We start from the raw sequence: 21,092 nt of genomic DNA, 5'->3' as shown, positions 1-21,092 counted from the left end.
CGGCAGCCCCGCCCTACGGGATGAGTCCCAGCCGGCGGGCCGCGGACACGGCCTCAAGCCGGTTGTGCGCGGATAATTTGGACATCGCGTTCTGCAGGTAGCTCTTGACCGTCACCGCTTTCAGGCCGAGGCGTTCAGCGGTTTCCTGGTACGAACAGCCCAGTGCCACCTGAGCCAGCACATCGAGCTCACGGCGGGCCAGCCGGGCTGTCGGATGGATGCCGACGGCGGTCGGCGGCGCCAGATGGGTGCCGATGATGTCCAGCTGCCGCGCCAGGTGAGGATCGGACACGGTGCCGGCCAGGGACCGCAGCTCGGCGTGGGCTTCCCGGACGTGCTCCAGCCAGCTGCGGTCCTGGACCAGGGCAGGCGCGGCTTTGGCGGTATCGATGATCGAGACCCGGCGGTCAACCTCGTCCCGGATCCGCAGTTCGGCGGCGATCTCGGCGGCCGCCTCCATCGCCTCGCACACAGCGTTTTCGCCCAGCGGGGCGCTGTCCCTGCTGGCGATGTACAGCACCGCGCGCGACTGGCCCCGGACCACCACGGGGACGGCCGCCATGGACGTCAGGCGTTCCCGCCGGACGGCGAGATCGTATTCGTGGGTGATTCCCTGGGAGGCGATATAGTCCTCGACAAGGAACGGCCGACGCTGCGTGAAGACCCGGCCGCCGAGCCCGGTGCCTGGAACCACCTGCATCTGGTGCAGGCTGGACGTGGCGGTGCCCAGGAAGTCCGTCAGCTGCAGCAGCTCGCCGCTGGCCAGCCCGGCGAAGAGCACGGCGGGCCGGAACCTGCCGGAGAGCAGGCGCAGGGAGGCGCGGAGCAGCTCCCTGTCATCGGGGCGGGAATAGGCGTTCGGCTGCATGAGTCGTCTCCTGGTGCCGCGGAACCCGTCACTGCGTTGTGACGGGACATCAGTTCTGATAAGGCCCTCGGCCGGGGTTATTCGCTGAAATCGCCGGCGTTGCGGCGGAAGGTGCCCAGGATCCGGATCAGCTGGTCGACATCCTGCTCGGCGAAGCCGGACTGGGCGAACACCTCGGAGTTGAGTGCCGCCGTCGCCCGTTTAGCAAGCGTACGCCCTTCCTGCGTGAGTTCAATCAGGGTGGTGCGCCCGTCGGTGGGGTGCGGCGAGCGGATCACCAGCCCCGCGCCCTGCAGCCGGTCGACGGCGTTTGTCACCGAGGTGGGGTGGACCTGCAGCAGCGCGCTCGCCTTGTTCATGGGCAGCGCGCCGCTGCGGGCGAAGCTCAGCAGGGCGAGCAGCTCGTAGCGGGCGAACGTCAGCCCGAACGGCTTCAGGATGCCCTCGATCCGGGCCAGCAGGATCTGCTGGGTCCGCATGATTGCGGTGATGGCGGCCATCGGTGCGGCGACGTCGGACCAGCCGTGCCGTTCCCAGTTCAGCCGGGCGTCGGCGATCGGATCACGCGGCAGCGGCGTTGCCACGGAACCCCCAGCGTCTCGTCCTGAATCTCATACGGTTCAGCCTAGCTTTTCGGCGGGACTTTTCAGGCCGGGGAAGTCGGCTTCGGAGTACTCGGTGCCGAGGCCGGCCGGGACCGTCCCGCCGCCGTGGCGCAGTTCTTCGCTGTGCCGCAGCTCCACACGCCGGATCTTGCCCGAGATGGTCTTGGGCAGTTCGGCGAATTCCAGCCGGCGGATGCGCTTGAACGGGGCCAGATGGTCGCGGCAGTACCGCAGGATGTCCTCGGCAAGTTCCGGGCCGGCCTCGTGCCCGGCCGCCAGGACCACAAACGCCTTGGGCACCGAGAGCTTCAGCGGGTCCGGGGAGGGGACGACGGCGGCCTCGGCCACCGCCGGGTGCTCGATCAGCACGCTTTCCAGCTCGAACGGGGACAGCCGGTAATCGGAGGACTTGAAGACGTCGTCACCGCGGCCCACATAGGTGATGATGCCGCGCTCGTCCCGGCTCGCCATGTCACCGGTGTGATAGTAGCCGTCGCGGAACGCGTCCGCCGTCTTTTCGGGATCACCGTAGTACGCCTTCATCAGCCCGACGGGCCGGGGGTCAAGGCGCAGGCAGAGCTCGCCGTCGTCGCCCTCAGCACCGGTCGCCGGGTCCACGAGCACGACGTCGTAGCCGGGCAGCGGCTTGCCCATGGCGCCGATCTTGATCGGCTGGCCGGGGGTGTTGGCGATCTGCACCGTGGATTCGGTCTGGCCGAAGCCGTCGCGGATGGTCTGTCCCCAGGCGCGCTGGACCTGGTCGATCACCTCGGCGTTGAGCGGCTCGCCGGCGGAGACCACCTTGGTGGGCGGGTTCTTGAGCAGGGTCAGGTCGGCCTGGATGAGCATCCGCCAGACCGTGGGAGGGGCGCAGAAGCTCGTCACCGACTCGCGGTCCATCTGCTCCATGAGTGCCTTGGCATCGAAGCGCTCGTAGTTGTAGATGAACACGCAGGCTTCGGCGATCCAGGGCGTGAAGACGTTGGACCAGGCGTGCTTGGCCCAGCCGGGCGAGGCCACATTGAGGTGCACATCGCCGGGTTCCATCCCGATCCAGAACATGGTGGACAGATGGCCCACCGGGTAGGAGGTGTGCGTGTGCTCCACGAGCTTGGCCTTGGAGGTGGTGCCCGAGGTGAAGTAGAGCAGCAGGGTCTCGTCGGCCCGGGTCGGCGCGTCCGGGGTGAAGGCATCGTCCGCCCCGGCGGACTCGATGTACTGCACGGCGGCCGGGTTTGCGGCGTTGCCGGCGTCACCGCCGATTTCAATCAGGGTGTAGTCGCCCGGGACCTCGGCGAACTTGCCTATATTGGCACTTCCGACGGCGGCCCAGTTCGCTCCGCCGCGCTCCACCCGGTCCTTGAGGTCCGCCGGCCCCATCAGGGTGGTGGTGGGGATCATGACGATGCCCAGTTTGATGCCGGCGAGCATCAGTTCCCAGAGTTCCACCTGGTTGCCGAGCATGATGATCATCCGGTCACCGCGCCGCACACCCTGGCTGCGCAGCCAGTTGGCCACCTGGGCCGAGCGCAGGGAGAGGTCCGCGTAGCTGCGCCGCGTGGCCGAGCCGTCCTGCTCGACGATGACCAGGGCCGGGTTGTTCGCCTTGGCCGGGTCCGCCGCGATCTGGTCGAACCAGTCCAGGGCGAAATTGAAGTGCTCAAAGCGCGGCCACTGGAATTCGCTGCGCGCCGCCTCGTAGTCCTTGCGGAGGTCAAGCATGCGGTCGCGTGCTACGCGGAATTCCTCAGTGACTGTCATCGTGCACCTTTCGAAGTCTGGTGGCGCAGCCGTTTCAAGCCCGGCGCCGTTGCCCGGTGATCACGAGTTTCTTAGTGATCACCATCACTATGCAATATACTAGGACATCCAAGGGTTTGGAAGAGCCGGCCCGGTTCATGACCGGATCACTACGAAGGGATACATGCCCGTGCAGCCACAAGGACGTGCCAGCGGACCGACCCTCACAGAGGAGGCCACACAGCGGCAGCCCGCCGCGTCAGCAGCGGGGAGCGCGGCCGGTATAGCGGCACCGCCGTTCCCAGACGCCGACCTGATGTACATCGTCGACCTGCTTCCCCCGGAGGAGCAGTTCCGCTACCAGGAAGTCCGTGACTTCCTCCAGTCCCGGATCCGGGTGGCCTCGATCGATTACTGGAACCGTGAGGAATTCCCCTTCGGGCTGGTCGCCGAGCTCGGCAAGTACGGCCTGGGCGGCCTGCAGACGGACGGGACGTCCAAGCTGTTCAAGGGCCTGATGTACGTCGAGGTGGCCCGCGCCGATGTGTCCCTCTCGGCCCTGGTGGGGATCCACAATGAGCTGATCGTCGGGATGATCGACCAGCTCGGCTCCGAGGAACAGAAGGCGCGCTGGCTGCCGGGTCTGACGGCCCTGACGCAGATCGGCGCCTTTGCCCTGACCGAGCCGGAGCACGGCTCGGACATCGCGGGAGGCCTGGCCACCACGGCACGGCTGGACGGCGGGGAATGGGTCATCAACGGCGCCAAGCGCTGGATCGGCGCCGGCACCATTGCGGACTTCGCCGTGGTGTGGGCTCGGGACGTCGCGGACCAGCAGATCAAGGGCTTCATCGTGGAGACGGACCGCCCCGGCTACACCGCCACCAAGATCGCGAACAAAATCGGGCTGCGGATCATGCAGAACGCGGATATCGTGCTCGACGAGGTCCGCATCCCGAAGTCCAACCTGCTCCCCGGTGCCACGGACTTCTCCAAGGCCAATGAGCTGCTGCGCGATTCACGCGCCTGGGTGGGCTGGCAGGCCGCCGGCATCCAGCTGGCCGCGTTCGACGTCGCACGGTCCTATTCGCTGGAGCGGAAGCAGTTCGGCAAGGAACTGGCCCGCTTCCAGCTGATCCAGCAGCAGCTGGCCGAGATTCTGGGCAACGCCTCCGCGTCGCTGTCGCTGATGGCGCAGCTGGCCAGGATCCAGGAGGACGGCAAACTCGAGATGGTCCAGGCCGCGATGGCCAAGTCCACCACCACCCGGCTGGCCCGGGCGTCGGTGGCGATGGGGCGTTCGCTGATGGGCGGCAACGGGATCAGCAGCGACTACGAGATGGGCAAACTCTTTGGTGATGCCGAGATCCTGTACACGTATGAGGGCAGCTACGAAATCAACTCACTGATCGTGGCCCGGGCCGTGACGGGCAAGTCCGCGTTCGTGTAGGCAGGGCCGGGTCCGCGGATCCCGGGGGTGCCGCGGGACCGGTCAGGGCAGGAACCGGTAGCCTATCCCCGCCTCTGTGATCAAGTGCCGCGGCGTGGCGGCCTCGGGTTCCAGCTTGCGCCGGAGTTGGGCCATGTAGACCCGTAAGTAGTTGGTTTCCTTGGCGTAGGCCGGGCCCCACACCGCGGACAGGAGCTGCTGCTGGGTGACGAGTTTCTCCGGATTCCGGACCAGCACCTCCAGCATTTTCCATTCGGTCGGAGTCAGCCGGATGTCTTGGCCGTCGCGGAGAACGCGGCGTTTACCCAGGTCCACGGTGAACGCTTCGGTGGTGATGACCGCCGGCTGCTCCGTCTCGGCGCTGCGGCGCAGCAGGGCGCGCAGGCGTGCCAGGAGTTCGTCCAGCCCGAACGGTTTGGTGATGTAATCGTCGGCGCCGGCGTCGAGCGCTTCCACCTTATCCTCGGAACCATGACGGGCGGACAGGACCAGAACAGGCACTGAGCTCCAGCCGCGGAGCTTCCGGATCACCGCCGATCCGTCGATGTCGGGGAGCCCCAGGTCCAGGATCACGAGGGCCGGCGGTTGCTGCTGGGCAGCGAGCAGCGCCGAACGGCCGTCCGCGGCGGTCACGACGTCGTAGCCGTGGGCCTGCAGGGTGATCCGCAGGGCCCGGAGCAGGTAAGTGTCGTCGTCGACCACCAGCACGGTGGTCATGCCGGGTCCGTCCCGGACGCGAGGATCGGCGGCGCATGGAGGCGGCCGACGACCGCTGACTGCGGTTCGAGCGGTGCTTGTTCCGGCTCCGCGTGGAACGGGATGCCAGCTGACAGGGGAAGGCCGATCACCATGGTCAGGCCGCCGCCCGGCGTCGCTTCGGCGGTCAGCCTGCCGCCCATCGCCTCGGTGAATCCCTTCGCCACGGCCAGGCCCAACCCCACCCCGGTTGCCTGCGTGGCATCGTCGAGGCGCTGGAAGGGGCGGAACATGTCCACGACCCGGTCTGCCGGGATGCCCGTTCCGTGGTCGATGATGCGCAGTTCACCGGCCGGGCGGCCGCTCACGGTGGCCGGGCCCAACACGCCTGCGGAACCGGCCAGGACAATGTCGGATTCGGGGGCGTACTTGACGGCGTTCTCCACGATGTTGGCAATGACCCGCTCGAGCATGCCCGCATCCGCCTCGACCTCGGGCATGTTGGCCGGGAGCTCGACGCGCACCCGGCCCGGAGCGATCCCGTGCAGTCCGCCGGGAATGACCTCGTACCACCGCACCGGCCGCAACAGCGGGTTGATCGAGTCGGACGTGAGCCGGGACATGTCCAGCAGATTTCCCACCAGGACTTCCAGCCGGTCCGAACAGTCCTCGATGGTTGCCAGCAACTCCTGCTCCTCCTCCGGGGTGTAGCGGACGCCCTCCTGCCGAAGGCCTCCCACCGCGAGTTTGATGCCGGCCAGCGGGGTGCGGAGATCGTGCGAGACGGCGCGCAGGATCGAGGTGCGCATGGTGTTGCTTTCAGCGAGCTTGAGGACTTCGGATCGGCTGGCCAGCAGTTGCTGGCGTTCCAGCTGAGCCACCAGATGGACGCCAAAGGCGCCGAGCAGCCGTCTGTCGCTGGCCGGCAGCACGCGGCCGGTCAGGACCAGGCACGTGGTGTCATCAATCCGTTCCACGTTGTCACCGTGGATGCCGGCTGCGCCCGGGCTGTCCCCGCCGCCGCCGGAACTCACGGCCGGAACTTCGCCGGCGCTGGCGATAAGCCGCCAGCCCCCACCTGTACCGGCAACGGCCCCGGGGCCGTGCAGAAAAGCGTCGTCTTCCTGACGGCTTAGAAGGGCCGCGCCCCGGACCTGGAAGACGTCCAGGGCTTGCTCCAGTAATCCCGCAATCGTGTCCTCCGAACCGGCCGCCCCGCGCGAGAGGTCCGCCAGAGTGGCGGCCTCCGCCCTGGCGAGGGCCGCTTCCTTGGACCGGCGCGCGGAGAGATCCACCACCGTGGCGACTGCGGCGGACACCCCGACAAACACCAGGAGGGCCAGCACGTTCTGGGAATCGCTAATGGTCAGCGTGCCTACCGGCGGGGTGGAGAAGTAGTTCACCAGCAGGCTGCTCCAGAGTGCCGCGACCATCGCGGGCCACAGTCCGCCGACCAGCGCCACGGCGACGGAGCCGGTGAGCTGGACCAGGACGGTAGCCGCCAGATTCTTGTCCGGGTTGACCGCCAGTAGGAGCTGCAGCAGCGCAGGAAGGAGGACAGCCAGGACAAAACCTGTCGTGACGCGGGCACGGCCCAGATCCCGCCGCCGGGGCACCCCCGGGCTTCCGCCCGCGGACGGCTGGGACACGATGTGAACGTCGATGGCACCAGCGCCGCGGACCACCCTGCCGCCAGTGCTGCCGCCGCGAAGGCCCGCCCGGAGTCCGGCCAGCCTGCCGCGGCGCGGGATTCCGACGATAATCTGGGTGGCGTTGACGCTGCGGGCGAAGTCCAGCAGCGCGACAGCCGGATCTTCCCCGGCCACTATGTGATAACTGCCGCCGAGGTCCTGGACGAGGTGCCGCTGCGCCTCGAGATCCTGCGGCGACTCTGCGGCCGCTGATTGCGCTGCGCGGACGTGCACCGCCAGCAGGTCGCCTCCGCTGACCCGGTTGAGGATGCGTGCACCGCGGCGGATGAGGGCCCCGCCCTCGGGGCCGCCAGGCAACCCGACGACGATCCGCTCGCGGGCCGGCCAGCTGGCGTCGATGCCGTTCCCCGTCCGATACCTTGCGAGGCCCTCGTCCACCCGGTCCGCCAGCCACAGCAGGGCCAGCTCACGCAGGGCGGCCAGGTTGCCCGGACGGTAGTAGCTGGCGAGGGCAGCATCGACCCGGTCTGCCGGGACGATCCTGCCGTCCGCGAGGCGCTGCCGCAGGAGTTCCGGGGAGATGTCCACCAGTTGAATCTGCCCGGCCCGCCGGGCGACCTCATCCGGCACAGTCTCCGTCGGCCGGACGTTGGTAATGGCTCGGACGACGTCGCTCAGGGACGCGAGATGCTGGATGTCAATGGTGGTCAGGACGTTGATGCCGGCGTCGAGCAGTTCGTCGACATCCTGCCACCGGTGGTCGTTCCGGCTTTCCGGGGGATTGGCGTGGGCGTAATCATCGACGATGGCCGTGGCGGGCCCGCGACGGAGGGCCGCGTCGAGGTCCAGCTCTTCGAGGTGGAGCCCTTGATACGGGACCCGCTTGGCCGGGATCAGCTCGAGCCCTGCCACCAGGGCCCGGGTGTCGCGTCGCCCGCGGTCCCGGGCGAACGCGATCACGACGTCCTCGCCGCCCTCTTGCAGCCGGTGCCCCTCCCGGAGCATCGCGTAGGTCTTCCCGACGCCAGGTGCTGACCCCAGGAAGATGCGCAGCGTTCCACGTGCCATGGGGCCATTCTTCCATTTCACGCAGGATTCGGCGGGGCAGCCCTGCGTCAAGGATTCGTCAAGATCCCCGTCCCGGCAGAGGCGTCGGGGGCGGCCGCTGCTAGTTTCGCAACTGAGAGCTGTGCGGCGCACCGCCATCTGAGCCCGCGCCGCGAGGGAAGGAAATCATGACCACGCTGAGCAGGCCGCCGGCAGACCCGTCGGCGCCGCGGCCCCGTGCCAAAACCACGGTGAGGAACTGGCTGCTGTTCGGGCTGCAGGACAGCAAGGGCGCCCACCAGGGCCCGGGCGGAGTGCCCACGGCCCAGGAGAAGAAACACTCCTGGTGGCAGGTGATGTGCCTGACCGGCGTCGACTACTTCTCCACCCTGGGATACCAGCCGGCGATCGCCGCGCTCGCCGCGGGCGTGATTTCGCCGCTGGCGACCCTCGTGCTCGTCGCCATCACTTTGCTGGGCGCCCTGCCCGTGTACCGGCGGGTGGCGGGCGAGAGCCACCGGGGCGAGGGCTCCATCGCGATGCTCGAGCGGCTGATGCCGCGCTGGGGCGGAAAGCTGTTGGTCCTGGTCCTGCTGGGCTTCGCCGCGACGGACTTCATGATCACCATGACGCTCTCGGCGGCAGACGCCACGGCGCACCTGATCCAGAATCCGGTAGCCCCCGGCTGGCTGCTGGGGCAGAACGTGCCGGTCACCTTGTTCCTGCTGGCGATGCTGGGTGCGGTCTTCCTCCGGGGGTTCAAGGAGGCAATCGGCGTCGCGGTCGTGATAGTCGCCATCTACCTGAGCCTGAACGTCGTCGTGCTGGCCGTTTCGGTCTTTGAGGTGTTCACGCACCCCCTGGCGGTGGACAACTGGTGGCAGGCAATCTCCACGTCTCACGGGAACCCGCTGCTGGCCGTCGGGTTTGCCTTGCTCGTCTTTCCCAAACTTGCACTCGGCCTGTCCGGGTTCGAGACCGGGGTTGCCGTCATGCCGCAGATCCGGGGGCACGACGGCGATGTAGAGGACCATCCCGCCGGCCGCATCCAGGGGGCCCGGAAACTGCTCACGACGGCGGCACTCATCATGAGTTGTTTCCTGATCGTCAGCAGCTTCACCACGGTGGTGCTCATCCCGGAACAGGAATTCCAGCCTGGCGGGGACGCGAACGGCCGCGCGCTGGCGTTCCTGGCCCATGAGTACCTGGGCGTGGGGTTCGGCAGCGCCTATGACATCAGTACCATCGCGATTCTCTGGTTCGCTGGCGCCTCCGCCATGGCCGGGCTGCTGAACCTGGTGCCCCGCTACCTGCCCCGCTACGGCATGGCGCCCGGGTGGGCTCGGGCCGTCCGGCCTCTGGTGCTGGTGTTCACGCTGGTCGGGTTCCTGATCACCTGGCTGTTCGACGCCGACGTGGATGCCCAGGGCGGCGCCTACGCCACCGGCGTGCTGGTACTGATGACGTCGGCCGCGGTGGCCGTGACGCTCTCGGCCCGCCGTCAGCGGCAGCGCAAACGCGCGGTCGGGTTCGGCGTCATTACCGTCGTGTTCATCTACACCACCGTCGCGAACATCATCGAACGGCCTGAAGGCATCCGGATTGCGTCGGTGTTCATCCTGGGGATCATTGTGATCTCGCTGCTGTCGCGGGTCGGGCGTTCCTTTGAGCTGCACGCCACCCGCGTTCACCTCGACAGCGCGGCGCTGGAATTCATGTCCGACGAACTGGACGGACCCATCCGGATCATCGCCCACGAACCGCTCCGGCTCAGCCTAGAGGCATACCAGCAGAAACTGGAGTCCGCCATAGAGGTCAGCCACTTACCGCTGGACTACCGTGCCCTGTTCCTCGAAGTTGTCGTGGACGACTCGTCCGACTTCGAGACGGAACTCGTCGTACGCGGCATCACCCGGCACGGCTACCGGATCCTGGAGGTCCACGGACCCGTCGTCCCGAACACGCTCGCGTCGGTCCTGCTCCACATCCGCGATGTGACGGGCCTGATGCCGCATATCTACTTCCGCTGGACCGAAGGTAACCCCGTCACCAATCTCCTGCGCTTCCTGGCATTCGGCGAGGGGGAAATAGCGCCGGTGACCCGTGAAGTGCTGCGGGAGGCGGAGCCGGACGTGACCCGGCGGCCGTGGGTCCATGTCGGCTGACCGCATGGCGCCTTCGGCAAAACGACAGACGCCCCTCCCGAGGAATCCTCGAGGGGGGCGTCTGTGGTCTTGGGGAAAGCATGGCGGCCGGCTGGCCGGTGCTGCTATCCGGGGTATTTAGAGCGGGCGGATGTTCTCGGCCTGCGGGCCCTTCGGACCCTGGGTGACGTCGAACTCGACCTTCTGGTTCTCGTCCAGCGAGCGGTAGCCGCTGCTGGCGATTGCCGAGTAGTGGGCGAAAACGTCGGCTGACCCGTCATCCGGGGCAATGAAGCCAAAACCCTTTTCGGCGTTGAACCATTTAACTGTGCCTGTAGCCATGCCATATCCTTCTGAAATGCTGCTGATCTCCGGCGGCCCGGAGGCCAACGGCTGCGGAGACATTCGTCCGCTGTTGCTCAACCTACGGGGCCGGGGGCCGTGGTGCAAGGGTCCAACGGGGGTATTTCGTCCCGTTCCCGGACTATGGTCGGGACAATATGACAACAATCTCCGTGGTTAACCCGACCCGCAACGACGCTGACATGCTCGCCGTCTGCCTCGCAGCACTCGCCCGGCAGACCCGGCCGGCTGATGAAATCGTCGTCATGGACACTGCCAGCACGGACGACAGCGCGGGGGTCTGCGCCGCCGCCGGGCCCGGCTGAGGAGGACCGGGAACTCATCCTGGGGCGGGCACCGTCGTGGAGCATTGACCTGCCCAGGCACCAAAGGAACCGGCCCCGCCGCCTCCGCGGTCGTCGTCTTTGCCGCAAGCTGGATTCCTAGGTGGATCCGTAGAGCGCGATCAGGTCCCGGCTCATCTGGTGCGGCGAGGTCTCACTGGGACTGTGCCCGCCCCGGTACACCGCGATGCGCGCGCCAATGGACTGCGCGAAGCGGCGGTGCAGCGCCAGCGGCCAGAGGTCGTGTTCCCCGACGGCGACGAACTTCGGCAGCGATGCGGCCGCCAGCGCCGCCCTCAGATCCGGCGCGTGCCGCATCAGTCCGACGATGTCGCGCACCGAACTCCGGCGGGTGAAACGGAACCGGTGATTCACGAACCGAATCCGGTTGGGCGGGACACGCACGACGTTGACGCGGATGCCCCAGATCATCAGCGCCGCCCCGGCCCTCGGTCTGATCCAGCCGCTGAACCGCCCGATGCGCTGGACGCCGCGGAAGCTCTGGCCGGGTTCGGGCGGACAGCTGAGCAGGGTGAGGCTGCGGAATTTTTCCGGCCGCCGGGAGAAGGCCACCTGGGCGACGATCGCGGCGAAGGAATACCCGACGACGTGCGCGGCCTCCTCGTCGGCGTCGAGCATGGCGAGCAGGTCGTTCGTGAACAGCTCGTAGTCGTAGTGCGCGCGGGGAGGCACGAGGTTTTCCGGGCCCGCCGCGGCGGATTCGTACTGGCCGGCGATGTCGCAGCTCAGGACGAAGTACCCGGCAGCGGCGAGCTCGGGCAGCATCAGGACAAAATCTTCCTTGGAGCCGGTGGCCCCGGGAATCAGGAGCACCCGGGGGTTGCCCGGTGTGCCCATGGAGAGGGTGGCGAGCGGGCCGCTGGGGGCCGCGAAGATGCCCGGCACCGCGCCCTCGGGCAGGGCGGCCCAGTCCACGTCGCCCAGGGCGGCGTCCCGGCGGGCGGCTTCGTCAACCAGCGCCGATCCGAATCCCTCAGGATCCCGATCGCCCTGTGCGTTGCTGTCGGCAGACACCATGGACTAAACATAGCCCCGAGCGGCGGCGGACGGGACCCGGTAGGGACAGCAGCCCTCAGGCCACTTTGCGCACGAAGGCGTGCAGCCGGCGGTACACTTCCTGTGATTCCGGGTAGCGGAAGTCCTGCTGCCAGGTGTGCTCGGTGTTGGAGTTGTCCCAGTCGTAGATGAGGCTGTCCACGGGGACGGAATGTTCGCGCAGCCGGGCAATGAAGTTCATGTTGGCGGCGTAGAAGAAGTCCCGTTCCGAGGTGGTCACGAAGACCGGCGGGAAGCGGGAATCCAGCCATTCGATCGGGGAGAGGAAGCCTGCGCCCTTGCGGAGAGCCTCGAGCCGGCTGGAACCGGAGTCGGCAAACCTGCTGCCCAAGCCGCCGCGCATACCCCGGCCGATGCCCCGGTTCCGAGCGCCGGAACGGAGTCCGGGAAGCAGCATTCGGATGAAGTTCAGGCTCAGCACGAAGCCCTTTTCGAAGAAGACGGAGAAGTCCACCACACTGCAGTGCTGGACCAGCCCCTTGAAATCGGACGCCGGGACGGCTGGCGTGAGGTCGTGGTGCCGCGCCAGTTCCGGCCGGAAACTGGCTGCGGTGAGGAGGGCCGCGATCTGGCCGCCGGCGGAGTCACCGCCCAGCACGATCCGCGATCCGTCCCCGCGATAACCGGCGATGTTCTGCCGCACCCAGGCCAGGGCGGCGTTGGCGTCCGCCAGGACGTGGGCCATCTGGAAACGCGGAGCCTTCCGGTAGTTCACGTTGACCACCACCATGCCGCCCTCGGCCTGGCTGGCGCAGTATTTGGTCAGCGAGGCCTTGTCCCCGGAGGTCCAGCCGCCGCCGTGGAAGTACACGTAGACGGGCAACGCTCCCGGCGAGCCGGCGAAGGCTTTTACGGTGCCGGCTGCTGCAGTGCCGGCGGGCACGTGGGGGGTGATGACGTCGAGGCGGTGCGCCCGGATGCCGTCGCCCACGAAGTCGATGTCGTGGAAGTAGTCGACGCCGGTGATCGGGTCGACGTTGAAGCGGGAGTTCTCGCTGGCCTTCACCGAGTGCATCAGCACCCGCCACGTCCACACCGGAACCCTCCGCAGGACGTTCCTCGCCTTGCGGGCCAGGGTGAAGGAGCTGCCGGATGGTTGTTGCCGGTGCCGGGACAGCTGATCGGACGACTCGTGGTGCGGTGGCTGGTGGGCCGGTGTGGTCATCGTCTCATTCTATCTGGCACATCTGTGCTACGGCTGTGAGGGCGGCCTGCCCCGGGTCACGGCTCCTCGCGGATTGTCCCGGCCGCCCCGTCAACGGTGACGGTCTGGCCGGTCCGCAGCCGGGTCGTGGCGTCCGGGACGCCGACGACGGCCGGGATGCCGTACTCGCGGGCCACCACGGCCCCGTGGGATATGACTCCGCCCATTTCCATCACGAGCGCGCCGGCCGTCAGGAACAGCGGCGTCCAGCCGGGGTCCGTCGAGGGGGCCACCAGGATGTCGCCGGGTTCCAGGTGGGCGCCCACCGGGTCCATGATCACCCTGACCCGTCCGGTGGCGGTGCCGGCCGAGGCCGGTGTCCCGGTCACGGCACCCGACGGGGGAGACTTCGCCATCATGGCGGCCTCGACGTCGGTGCCGTCGGAGAGCAGCAGCCGCGGGATGCGCCGGCGCCGCAGTTCAATGTCGTACAGCCGGCGGCGGTCCGCGACGATGCCGCGCAGGTCCGCCCCGCGCAGGCCCACGCGGATCTCGTCGAAGTCGAGGAAGAACACGTCCTGGGCGTCGGCGATCGTCCCGGCCGAGGCCATGTCCGCGCCGATCCGCAGCAGTTGCCGATGCATCTCGCCCAGCACCAACACGATGTAGAACTTGGGCAGTTCCCGCAGCCCCGCCAGTTGCCGCACGCGGCGCAGACAGAGCTCCAGCGCCCGCGCGCGCCAGGGGCTCCGGACCCGCGCCCGGTCCACCAGGCTGCGGATCCTGTCCTCCGCATGCTCGGCGGCCCGGGCAAACTGCCGGTCGGGAGCCTGCTCCGGATCCTCGACGCGGAGGTAGTTGGAGATCATGCCGAGGATATGGTCGGGCTGCTCGGACCAGCGGGGCATGCCGAGGTCTATCTCCGCCACGGCGCGGTGGCCGTAGCGGGCGAGGAAGCCGCGCACCCCGGTCTGGGCCTGGGGCGGCAGTGTGCCGGCGAGATATTCGGCGGACAGCTCCTCGGGGCGTTTCGCCAGGAATTCCCCGCGCGACACCGGGTCGTCGCCGATGTAAACGGCGAGCTTCCAGAGCTCCAGGTCCATTTCGGTCGTGATGTTGTGGGGGAGGCCGCGCAGGACAGCCTCCAGCTCCCGGGGTGGGGCGATGCCGCGGAGCAGCCGCCGGGCCACGGCCAGCATAATGTAGCCAACGGACGGGCCCGGCAGCGTGGCCCGGATTAGCCCGTCAATCGTCCCGCCCAGGATCAGCTCGGTGAATTCGAGCCGCTGCGCGGAGCTGGCGGGTTCGGCCAGCCGGAGCTCGGCCTCGAGCCCCCTGCCGTAGTTTTTGGCCCTCCGCAGCTCGGCGGCGGGCCGCAACGCGGACCGGATCATGGCCGGAAGCAACCCCACGATGAGGCCGAGGCCGGCCGTCTGCTCGGTGCCGCCGGTGCGTCGCGGCGGCGGGACGCGGCGCCCGGACCCGCTCTTGCGCAGGCGTGCCCGGAACCGGTGTTCGAAAATGCCGAACCTCGGGTCCTCGAGCAGGGCCGGGAGCACGGCACCGGATCTGCCGTCCGCCAAAGGGAGCATCCGCAGCAGGTAGGCGCGTCCGGACTTGTTACGGATCACGGCCGTCAGGTCCACGTACATCCGCATCCCGGGATTGGCATACCGCCAGGGTCCCTTGCTGTTGCGCATCGCCTCGAGGACGGCCAGCCCCATCGGCGTGATCGGCCGGGTCAGCCCCTGGAAGAGGGTGCCGCACAGGTACACCCGGGTAGGGGCCGCTTCGCCGGCGGCGGCGTCTTCGGGCGCGGGCTCGGGCAGCGGATAGAGCGTGGTGATCGGGCGTGACTGGGTGAGCCAGATCCTGCCGGCCGTGTCGACCGCCCATTCGATATCCTGGGGCGACCCGAGGAGACGCTGGACGCGGTCTCCCAGCGCCGTGAGTTCCTGCAGCCGATGCTCGCTCAAGGACGGGCCGCGACCGGGGCCGGTCCCTCCCGGCGTTTGAAGCCGGACCGCGCCGGAGGCCGTGTCCAGCACGAACTGGTCCGGGTTGACGGCTCCCGAGACCACGGCCTGCCCCGAGCCAGGGCTCGCGTTGATGACCGTCTCCGTCCGGGTCCCGGTGACGGGGTTGGCGGTGAACAGCACTCCGGCCGTGGCGGCGTCGACCATGGCCTGGACGACGACGGCGAGTCCCACGTCGCGGTTGCTGATGCCGTTGCCGGACCGGTAGGCTACCGCCCGGTCGCTCCAGAGGGACGCCCAGCAGCGCCGGACCGCCTCGACCACGGCGTCGGCGCCGACGACGTCGAGGTAGGAGTCATGCTGGCCGGCGAAACTGGCGAAGGGCAGGTCCTCCGCCGTGGCGGAGGACCGGACGGCCACCGGAAGGGTACCGCCCATGTCCGCGTAGGCGGTGCGGACGGCGGCATCCACCGCGGGCGGGATCGGCGCTTCCTCGATCAGTGCCCTGGTCCGCCCGGCAACCGTGACCGGCGCGGCCCCGGATGCTGCTGGTCCCGCCCCCGTTCGCGGCGCGTCGAGTTCGGCTGCGAGAGCTGCGAGTCCGGGTGGTGCCGCCAGTTCATAGGCGACGGTGGTCAGGCAGAATCCGCGCGGCACCGGCAGGCCGGCCGCCAGGAGCTTGCCGAGGTTCAGGGCCTTGCCGCCCACCAGCTCGAGGGGCGCCGTGCCGGTCCCGCCGAGGTCCAGCACGAGGGGTCCTGCGGGGGAACTGCTGGCCGACGGGTCAGGACGCGCAGTATCCATGGCGGGCCCCTACGGAAGGTCCGTTGGACTGCCGGTGTCCTCCCACATCACGTCCAGGTTCCGGAACACCGGCGGCCCATCGCAGAGGGCCGCCATCCGTGCGGCGAAGTCGGAGGTCTCGGGCCGCGAGGAGTTCTCCATGGCAGAGTCGTAGGAATCGAATTCGACCACCGTGAGATAGGTTCCGGGACGGTCGCGGTCCGCGGTGGCCAGGATCCGGCGGAAAGTCGGCGGGGTGCTTCCCTCGGTCCCCGACGGGCGGCCCAGCGCCTCAATTTCCTCGATGCGGGAGGTCTGGAACTCGATGATCTGCACAAACCTGGCCATGACGGCTCCTCGACGGCGGCGGATGCTGATGCGCTCACGGTAGACCCGGTCCCCTTGATAGAACAAGAGCCATCGGGCCTGCTCTCAGGGGGTGAGCAGGACCTTGATGGCGCGTCGTTCGTCCATCGCGCGGTAGGCCTCCGCGGCCTCCTCCAGCGGCATCACGACGTCGAAGACGCGGCCCGGGTTGATCGTGCCGTCGAGGACGTCCGCCAGCAGTTCCGGAATGTAAGTGCGAGCCGGGGCCATGCCGCCGCCGATGGAGATGTTCGTGTCGAAGAGGTAGCGCAGCGGGACCTCGCTGCCGCCGGTGGGGACCCCGACAAACCCCAGCGCGCCGCCGGGGCGGGTGCTGTGCAGCGCCTGTTCCATGGATTCCTTGGTCCCGACGCACTCAAGCACGGAGTCGGCCAGCACGCCGCCGAGGAGTTCGCGGACCTTGGCGACGCCGTCGTCCCCGCGCTCCTCCACGATGTCGGTGGCCCCGAATTCGCGGGCGATCGCCTGGCGGTCGGCATGGCGCGACATTGCGATGATCCGTTCCGCCCCCAGCCGCCTGGCGGCCAGCACCCCGCAGAGTCCGACGGCGCCGTCGCCCACCACCACGACGGTCCGGCCCGGGCCGGCCTTCGCGGCGAGGGCCGCGTGGTGGCCGGTGGCCATCACGTCGGACAGTGTGAGCAGGCTTTTCCGGAGGGCGTCATCCGGCTCGGTGATGCCGGGAACCTTGACCAGGGTGGAGTCGGCCATTGGGACGCGGACCGCCTGGCCCTGGCCGCCGTCGACGCTTAGGCCCGTGTCGTCCTTGCCGCCCCAGCCGGCCAGATGGTCGCAGGCCACGGTGACGCCGTTGAGGCACTGGGGGCAGGCCCCGCAGCTGATCACGAACGGTGCGATCACGAGGTCGCCGACGGCCAGGCCAGTGATTCCGGAGCCGATGCTCTCCACGGTGCCGATGAACTCGTGGCCGATCGCGGTGGGCCGGCGTGTGGGCCGCACGCCCCGGTAGGGCCACAGGTCCGAGCCGCAGACGCAGGACGCGGTGACCTTCACAACGGCGTCGGTGGGTAGGTGGACCGTGGGATAGTCACGGTCTTCAACCCGGATATCGCCGGGGGCGTGGATGATCGTGGCGCGCATGGAGGCTCCTCGCATGGGGGTGGGCGGGCTTGGACCGAGTTTAGTCCTCCCGCCCGCCGGCCCGTGCGTTGGTTTTCTCAGACGGCTTCAAGCACGCTGACGTAGTTGGCGATGCCGACCCCGCCCATGTTCTGCACGGCGCCGCGGCGCGGGTTCGCCAGCTGCATGGCACCGGCCGTGCCGGTGAGCTGCATCGCCGCGATGACGTGCTGCGAGACACCGGTCGCACCCACCGGGTGGCCCTTGGCCTTGAGCCCGCCGGAGACGTTGACGGGCAGCTTGCCGTCCTTCAAGACCCAGCCTTCCTCGATGGCGCGGGACCCCTGGCCCGGTTCGGTCAGTCCCATGGCCTCGTACATGAGCAGTTCGGCGATGGTGAAGCAGTCGTGCACCTCGGCGAAGTCCAGCTCACCGAGCCCGACGCCGGCCATCCCCAGCCCGCGCTGCCAGGACGCCCGGGTCGCGGTGAAGGCGGTGGGGTCGCGGCGGTCGGCGGGGAAGAAATCGTTCGCGTGGCCGAACCCGGCAAGCCGGACGGGGGCAGTGGCGCCGCCGGTGGGCGCAACGCTCAGCACGACGGCGGCGGCGCCGTCAGACACGGGCGAGCAGTCGGTGCGGCGCAGCGGGTCGGCGACCATCGGATTCTTGTCCGAGACGGTGCGGCAGAACTCCTCGCCGAGGTCCTTGCGCAGCTGGGCGTAAGGGTTGTCGACGCCGTTGCGGTGGTTCTTCGCGGCGATGGTGCCCAGCACGTCCGACACCGGTCCGTAGCGCTTCTCGTAATGCTTGGCGACCTCGGCGAAGAGTCCGGTGAAGCCGGTGCTGGAGGCCTTGCCGGCCATGTCGTAGTCCGCGCCGAGCAGGGCAGCCCCGACGACGTCGGCGCCGGCGTGGGTCATCTTTTCGGCGCCGATCACGAGGACGGTCCTTGCGGTTCCGGCCAGCAGCGACTTGGTGCCCTGCTGGAACGCGGCCGACCCGGAGGCGCAGGCGTTCTCGACCCGGGTGGACGGGACGTTGGCCAGCTGGTCCGAGACCTGCAGCGCGAGCGAGGACGGGAACGCCAGCGGCATCATGCCGGAGTTGAACTGGCCGAGGTAGATCTCGTCGATCTGGCCGGGTTCGATCCCGGCGTTGTCGATCGCCTCCGTGGCGACCTGGACGATCAGGGACTCGAGGGTTTCGTCGGTGAGTTTTCCGAAGCGGCTGTGGCCCCAGCCGGTCAGCAGGACATCCTTGCCAAACTGTTCGCGCAGGCTCATGCGGTTACTCCTTCAAGGGTGGGGGTTGCATCCAGGGACGGGGCGACGTCGAACCGGGCCTCGGTCTTCCCGCGGAGTTCCTCCACGGTGACGCCCGGGGCGAGCCGGGTCAGCGTGAGCTGCCGGACGCCGCCTGCTTCTTGTTCATTCTTCACAAGGTCGAACACGGCGAGGTCGCTGATGATGCGGTCAACGCAGCTCAGCCCGGTGAGCGGCAGGGTGCATTCCTTGACGATCTTGGCGGTGCCGTCCTTGGCGTTGTGCTCGGTGAGGACCACGACGCGCGGGGTGCCGGCGACGAGGTCCATGGCACCGCCCATGCCCTTGACCATCTTGCCGGGGATGGTCCAGTTGGCGAGGTCGCCGGCACCGGAAACCTGCATGGCGCCCAGGATAGCGACCTTGACGTGCCCGCCGCGGATCATGCCGAAGGAGGCGGCGGAGTCGAAGATGCTGCCGCCGGGCAGGACCGTGACGGTCTGCTTGCCGGCATTGATGAGGTCCGCGTCCTCCTCGCCCTCGTAGGGGAACGGCCCCATGCCGAGTAGGCCGTTCTCGCTCTGCAGCACGACGCGGACGCCGTCGCGCAGGTTGTTTGCGACCAGCGTGGGGATGCCGATGCCGAGGTTGACGTAGTCGCCGTCGTTGAGCTCTTCGGCCGCGATGGCAGCCATTTCATTCCGGGTCCAAGCCATGATGATTCTCCTGAAAAAAGTAGGGGGACGGCGCTTAGGCCGGAATGGATGCGGCGGCGGCCGCTTCGGCTGCCTCGGCGCGGGGGCGGACGGTGCGCTGTTCGATGTCCTTGACCCGGTCGCTGGCCTGGATCAGGCGCTGGACGAAAACGCCGGGAGTGATGATGTGGTTGGGGTCCAGGGCGCCGGGTTCGACGATGACCTCGGCCTCCGCGACGGTCACGGCGCCGGCAGCGGCGACGACGGGGTTGAAGTTCTGCGCGGTGTAGCGGTAGATCAGGTTGCCGTCGGTGTCGGCGGTGTGCGCGTGCACCAGGGAAACGTCGGCCTTGATGGCGCGTTCCTGGACGAACGTCTCGCCGTCGAACTCCGCGAGCGGTTTGCCCTCGGCGACGAGGGTCCCGACGCCGGTCTTGGTGTAGAACGCCGGGATGCCGGCGCCGCCGGCGCGGAGGCGCTCGGCCAGGGTGCCCTGCGGGGTGAACTCCACCTCCAGCTTGCCGGCGAGGTACTGCTCGGCGAAGAGCTTGTTCTCGCCCACGTAGGAGGCGATGACCTTGCGGACCTGGCCGGCTTCAATCAGCACGCCGAGGCCCTTGCCGTCCACGCCCATGTTGTTGGACACCACGGTGAGGTCCTTGACGCCCGAGTCGCGCACGGCCTCGATCAGGTCAGCCGGGATGCCGCTGAGGCCAAAGCCTCCGACGGCGAGCGTCATGCCGTCCCGCAGTACGTCCTGCAGCGCGGCGGCCGCTCCGGATTTCAGCTTTGACATTGCATCTCCTCATTGAGCTCTTGACGCAATCCACTTTGTGGACTGTTCCTCTGCTGTGGGAGCCTACGGTGCCGAAATGGGGGCTGTCAATGGATGATTTCGGCTCCAAAGGTGCCGTTTTTACAGTGTGGACGGTAGGCTGTGGACTATCCACAATGTGGATAGTTTGTGTGGATCCAACGCAAAGTCCGAGGAAAAAGATGTCTTCATTACCGGTACAGGGCGCACAAGTCGTCAGCCGCGTCGCATCCCTGCTGCGCATCGTCGGGCGGAAACCGGAAGGCTCCCCGCTCGTGGAACTCGTCAGGGAATCCGGACTCACCCGACCCACCGTGCACCGGCTGCTTAGTTCGCTGGCCGCCGAGGGGCTGCTGGACCAGGACCCGGCCAGCGGCAACTGGGTGCTGGGACCGGAAATCCTGCTGATGGGTTCGGTGGCCTCGGCGCGGTTCCCGCTGGAGGACATCGCCCGGCCCAGCCTCCGCCGGCTCGCCGAGGAGACCGGCGAAAGCGCGTTCTTCTCTATCCGGCGCGGTGCCGAAACGGTGTGCCTGCTCCGGGAGGAGGGCAGCTTCCCGGTGCGGTCCTTCGTGCTGCACGAGGGCGTCCGCTTCCCGCTCGGGGTCGCCTCTGCGGGGACCGCCATCATGGCGTTCCTGCCCGAGGCGGAGCAGGAGGAACTGCTGGCGGGCTGGCCTGCGCACGCGGGCAGTTTCGCGGCAGCCCACACCGAGGCCCTGGTCCGCGCCAATCTGGCTGCGACGCGGCAAGCCGGCTATTCGGTAAATCCAGGGCTCGTGTTGGAAGGCAGCTGGGGGATGGGGGCGGCTGTGTTCGACCAGCGCGGGCGCCCGGCCTGGGCGCTGTCACTGACCGGCATCGAGCCGCGCTTCAAAGGCGAACGCCAGGCGACGCTGGGCCGCTTGCTGATGGATGAGGCCCACCGGATCTCCACGCTGCTGCAGGGCAACACTTAGCCCCGGGCACCGGCCCGGCCGCGGCGA

18 protein-coding genes are annotated in these 21,092 nt (G+C 68.4%); 4 read left to right on the top strand and 14 right to left on the bottom strand.

All coding sequences use genetic code 11. The features are described 5' to 3' along the window. Nucleotides 1-13 precede the first annotated feature (13 nt). From ACZYZ5_RS13665 to ACZYZ5_RS13655, 3 genes are all read right to left on the bottom strand, one after another. Nucleotides 14-868 (bottom strand): helix-turn-helix transcriptional regulator, encoded by an 855-nt coding sequence (locus ACZYZ5_RS13665; RefSeq protein WP_463902299.1) that lies wholly within the window; start codon nucleotides 866-868, stop codon nucleotides 14-16. A 77-nt stretch (nucleotides 869-945) separates the two neighbouring features. Continuing rightward, nucleotides 946-1,452: a MarR family winged helix-turn-helix transcriptional regulator gene (locus tag ACZYZ5_RS13660; RefSeq protein ID WP_354349404.1), complete on the bottom strand. Its 507-nt coding sequence runs from the start codon at nucleotides 1,450-1,452 to the stop codon at nucleotides 946-948. A 36-nt stretch (nucleotides 1,453-1,488) separates the two neighbouring features. Next, nucleotides 1,489-3,234, bottom strand: coding sequence for an AMP-binding protein (locus ACZYZ5_RS13655; protein WP_463902297.1), 1,746 nt, complete (start codon nucleotides 3,232-3,234; stop codon nucleotides 1,489-1,491). A gap of 295 nt (nucleotides 3,235-3,529) precedes the next feature. Here ACZYZ5_RS13655 and ACZYZ5_RS13650 point away from each other — a divergent pair, with 295 nt between their 5' ends. Continuing rightward, a complete protein-coding gene (locus ACZYZ5_RS13650) occupies nucleotides 3,530-4,663 on the top strand; it encodes an acyl-CoA dehydrogenase family protein (protein WP_463902296.1) in 1,134 nt (377 codons plus the stop codon). A 42-nt stretch (nucleotides 4,664-4,705) separates the two neighbouring features. On the opposite strand, the gene ACZYZ5_RS13645 is transcribed toward ACZYZ5_RS13650, so the two are convergent. Further along, nucleotides 4,706-5,380: a response regulator gene (locus ACZYZ5_RS13645; protein ID WP_463902295.1), complete on the bottom strand. Its 675-nt coding sequence runs from the start codon at nucleotides 5,378-5,380 to the stop codon at nucleotides 4,706-4,708. After that, nucleotides 5,377-8,079 (bottom strand): DUF4118 domain-containing protein, encoded by a 2,703-nt coding sequence (locus tag ACZYZ5_RS13640; RefSeq protein ID WP_463902294.1) that lies wholly within the window; start codon nucleotides 8,077-8,079, stop codon nucleotides 5,377-5,379. Before ACZYZ5_RS13640 ends, ACZYZ5_RS13645 begins: the two co-directional genes overlap by 4 nt. 167 nt (nucleotides 8,080-8,246) lie before the next feature. On the opposite strand from ACZYZ5_RS13640, the gene ACZYZ5_RS13635 reads away from it, so the two are divergent. Beyond that, complete coding sequence (locus ACZYZ5_RS13635; protein ID WP_463902293.1) at nucleotides 8,247-10,223, top strand: APC family permease; 1,977 nt, start codon at nucleotides 8,247-8,249, stop codon at nucleotides 10,221-10,223. A 117-nt stretch (nucleotides 10,224-10,340) separates the two neighbouring features. Here ACZYZ5_RS13635 and ACZYZ5_RS13630 read toward each other — a convergent pair whose 3' ends face one another. Next, nucleotides 10,341-10,544, bottom strand: a complete 204-nt coding sequence (locus ACZYZ5_RS13630) for a cold-shock protein (protein ID WP_013599688.1) — start codon at nucleotides 10,542-10,544, stop codon at nucleotides 10,341-10,343. Between the two features lie 158 nt (nucleotides 10,545-10,702). Here ACZYZ5_RS13630 and ACZYZ5_RS13625 point away from each other — a divergent pair, with 158 nt between their 5' ends. Beyond that, nucleotides 10,703-10,870: a glycosyltransferase family 2 protein gene (locus tag ACZYZ5_RS13625; RefSeq protein WP_463902292.1), complete on the top strand. Its 168-nt coding sequence runs from the start codon at nucleotides 10,703-10,705 to the stop codon at nucleotides 10,868-10,870. A 117-nt stretch (nucleotides 10,871-10,987) separates the two neighbouring features. On the opposite strand, the gene ACZYZ5_RS13620 is transcribed toward ACZYZ5_RS13625, so the two are convergent. The 8 genes from ACZYZ5_RS13620 to ACZYZ5_RS13585 form a co-directional block, all read right to left on the bottom strand. Further along, the gene (locus ACZYZ5_RS13620) at nucleotides 10,988-11,926 is read right to left on the bottom strand and encodes an alpha/beta fold hydrolase (protein ID WP_463902291.1); all 939 of its coding nucleotides are present in this window, start codon (nucleotides 11,924-11,926) and stop codon (nucleotides 10,988-10,990) included. A gap of 55 nt (nucleotides 11,927-11,981) precedes the next feature. Then, complete coding sequence (locus ACZYZ5_RS13615; RefSeq protein ID WP_463902290.1) at nucleotides 11,982-13,130, bottom strand: alpha/beta hydrolase; 1,149 nt, start codon at nucleotides 13,128-13,130, stop codon at nucleotides 11,982-11,984. A gap of 56 nt (nucleotides 13,131-13,186) precedes the next feature. Continuing rightward, a complete protein-coding gene (locus ACZYZ5_RS13610) occupies nucleotides 13,187-15,889 on the bottom strand; it encodes a PEP/pyruvate-binding domain-containing protein (RefSeq protein ID WP_463902289.1) in 2,703 nt (900 codons plus the stop codon). A gap of 9 nt (nucleotides 15,890-15,898) precedes the next feature. Next, nucleotides 15,899-16,216 carry a hypothetical protein gene (locus tag ACZYZ5_RS13605; protein ID WP_463902288.1) on the bottom strand — a complete coding sequence of 106 codons (318 nt, stop codon included), beginning with the start codon at nucleotides 16,214-16,216 and terminating at the stop codon, nucleotides 15,899-15,901. 84 nt (nucleotides 16,217-16,300) lie between these two features. After that, complete coding sequence (locus ACZYZ5_RS13600; protein ID WP_463902287.1) at nucleotides 16,301-17,356, bottom strand: zinc-dependent alcohol dehydrogenase family protein; 1,056 nt, start codon at nucleotides 17,354-17,356, stop codon at nucleotides 16,301-16,303. A gap of 77 nt (nucleotides 17,357-17,433) precedes the next feature. After that, the gene (locus tag ACZYZ5_RS13595) at nucleotides 17,434-18,618 is read right to left on the bottom strand and encodes an acetyl-CoA acetyltransferase (protein WP_463902286.1); all 1,185 of its coding nucleotides are present in this window, start codon (nucleotides 18,616-18,618) and stop codon (nucleotides 17,434-17,436) included. Then, a complete protein-coding gene (locus tag ACZYZ5_RS13590; RefSeq protein ID WP_463902285.1) occupies nucleotides 18,615-19,313 on the bottom strand; it encodes a 3-oxoacid CoA-transferase subunit B in 699 nt (232 codons plus the stop codon). The genes ACZYZ5_RS13595 and ACZYZ5_RS13590 overlap by 4 nt, the downstream gene beginning before the upstream one ends. 34 nt (nucleotides 19,314-19,347) lie before the next feature. Continuing rightward, entirely contained in the window at nucleotides 19,348-20,088 is a 741-nt protein-coding gene (locus ACZYZ5_RS13585) for a CoA transferase subunit A (RefSeq protein WP_463902284.1), read from the bottom strand. A gap of 200 nt (nucleotides 20,089-20,288) precedes the next feature. Here ACZYZ5_RS13585 and ACZYZ5_RS13580 point away from each other — a divergent pair, with 200 nt between their 5' ends. Further along, a complete protein-coding gene (locus ACZYZ5_RS13580; protein ID WP_463902283.1) occupies nucleotides 20,289-21,065 on the top strand; it encodes an IclR family transcriptional regulator in 777 nt (258 codons plus the stop codon). Nucleotides 21,066-21,092: the final 27 nt, after the last annotated feature.

Source organism: Pseudarthrobacter ribosi, from assembly GCF_055412865.1.
The sequence above is the reverse complement of the archived record's forward strand: the minus strand, read 5'-3'. Positions and strand labels throughout refer to the sequence as shown.

Coding starts and splice junctions, on each gene's coding strand:
- ACZYZ5_RS13665 (WP_463902299.1), bottom strand. CDS start 868: ATGCAGCCGAACGCCTATTCCCGCCCCGATGACAGGGAGCTGCTCCGC.
- ACZYZ5_RS13655 (WP_463902297.1), bottom strand. CDS start 3,234: ATGACAGTCACTGAGGAATTCCGCGTAGCACGCGACCGCATGCTTGAC.
- ACZYZ5_RS13650 (WP_463902296.1), top strand. CDS start 3,530: ATGTACATCGTCGACCTGCTTCCCCCGGAGGAGCAGTTCCGCTACCAG.
- ACZYZ5_RS13645 (WP_463902295.1), bottom strand. CDS start 5,380: ATGACCACCGTGCTGGTGGTCGACGACGACACTTACCTGCTCCGGGCC.
- ACZYZ5_RS13640 (WP_463902294.1), bottom strand. CDS start 8,079: ATGGCACGTGGAACGCTGCGCATCTTCCTGGGGTCAGCACCTGGCGTC.
- ACZYZ5_RS13635 (WP_463902293.1), top strand. CDS start 8,247: ATGACCACGCTGAGCAGGCCGCCGGCAGACCCGTCGGCGCCGCGGCCC.
- ACZYZ5_RS13630 (WP_013599688.1), bottom strand. CDS start 10,544: ATGGCTACAGGCACAGTTAAATGGTTCAACGCCGAAAAGGGTTTTGGC.
- ACZYZ5_RS13625 (WP_463902292.1), top strand. CDS start 10,703: ATGACAACAATCTCCGTGGTTAACCCGACCCGCAACGACGCTGACATG.
- ACZYZ5_RS13620 (WP_463902291.1), bottom strand. CDS start 11,926: ATGGTGTCTGCCGACAGCAACGCACAGGGCGATCGGGATCCTGAGGGA.
- ACZYZ5_RS13615 (WP_463902290.1), bottom strand. CDS start 13,130: ATGACCACACCGGCCCACCAGCCACCGCACCACGAGTCGTCCGATCAG.
- ACZYZ5_RS13610 (WP_463902289.1), bottom strand. CDS start 15,889: ATGGATACTGCGCGTCCTGACCCGTCGGCCAGCAGTTCCCCCGCAGGA.
- ACZYZ5_RS13605 (WP_463902288.1), bottom strand. CDS start 16,216: ATGGCCAGGTTTGTGCAGATCATCGAGTTCCAGACCTCCCGCATCGAG.
- ACZYZ5_RS13600 (WP_463902287.1), bottom strand. CDS start 17,356: ATGCGCGCCACGATCATCCACGCCCCCGGCGATATCCGGGTTGAAGAC.
- ACZYZ5_RS13595 (WP_463902286.1), bottom strand. CDS start 18,618: ATGAGCCTGCGCGAACAGTTTGGCAAGGATGTCCTGCTGACCGGCTGG.
- ACZYZ5_RS13590 (WP_463902285.1), bottom strand. CDS start 19,313: ATGGCTTGGACCCGGAATGAAATGGCTGCCATCGCGGCCGAAGAGCTC.
- ACZYZ5_RS13585 (WP_463902284.1), bottom strand. CDS start 20,088: ATGTCAAAGCTGAAATCCGGAGCGGCCGCCGCGCTGCAGGACGTACTG.
- ACZYZ5_RS13580 (WP_463902283.1), top strand. CDS start 20,289: ATGTCTTCATTACCGGTACAGGGCGCACAAGTCGTCAGCCGCGTCGCA.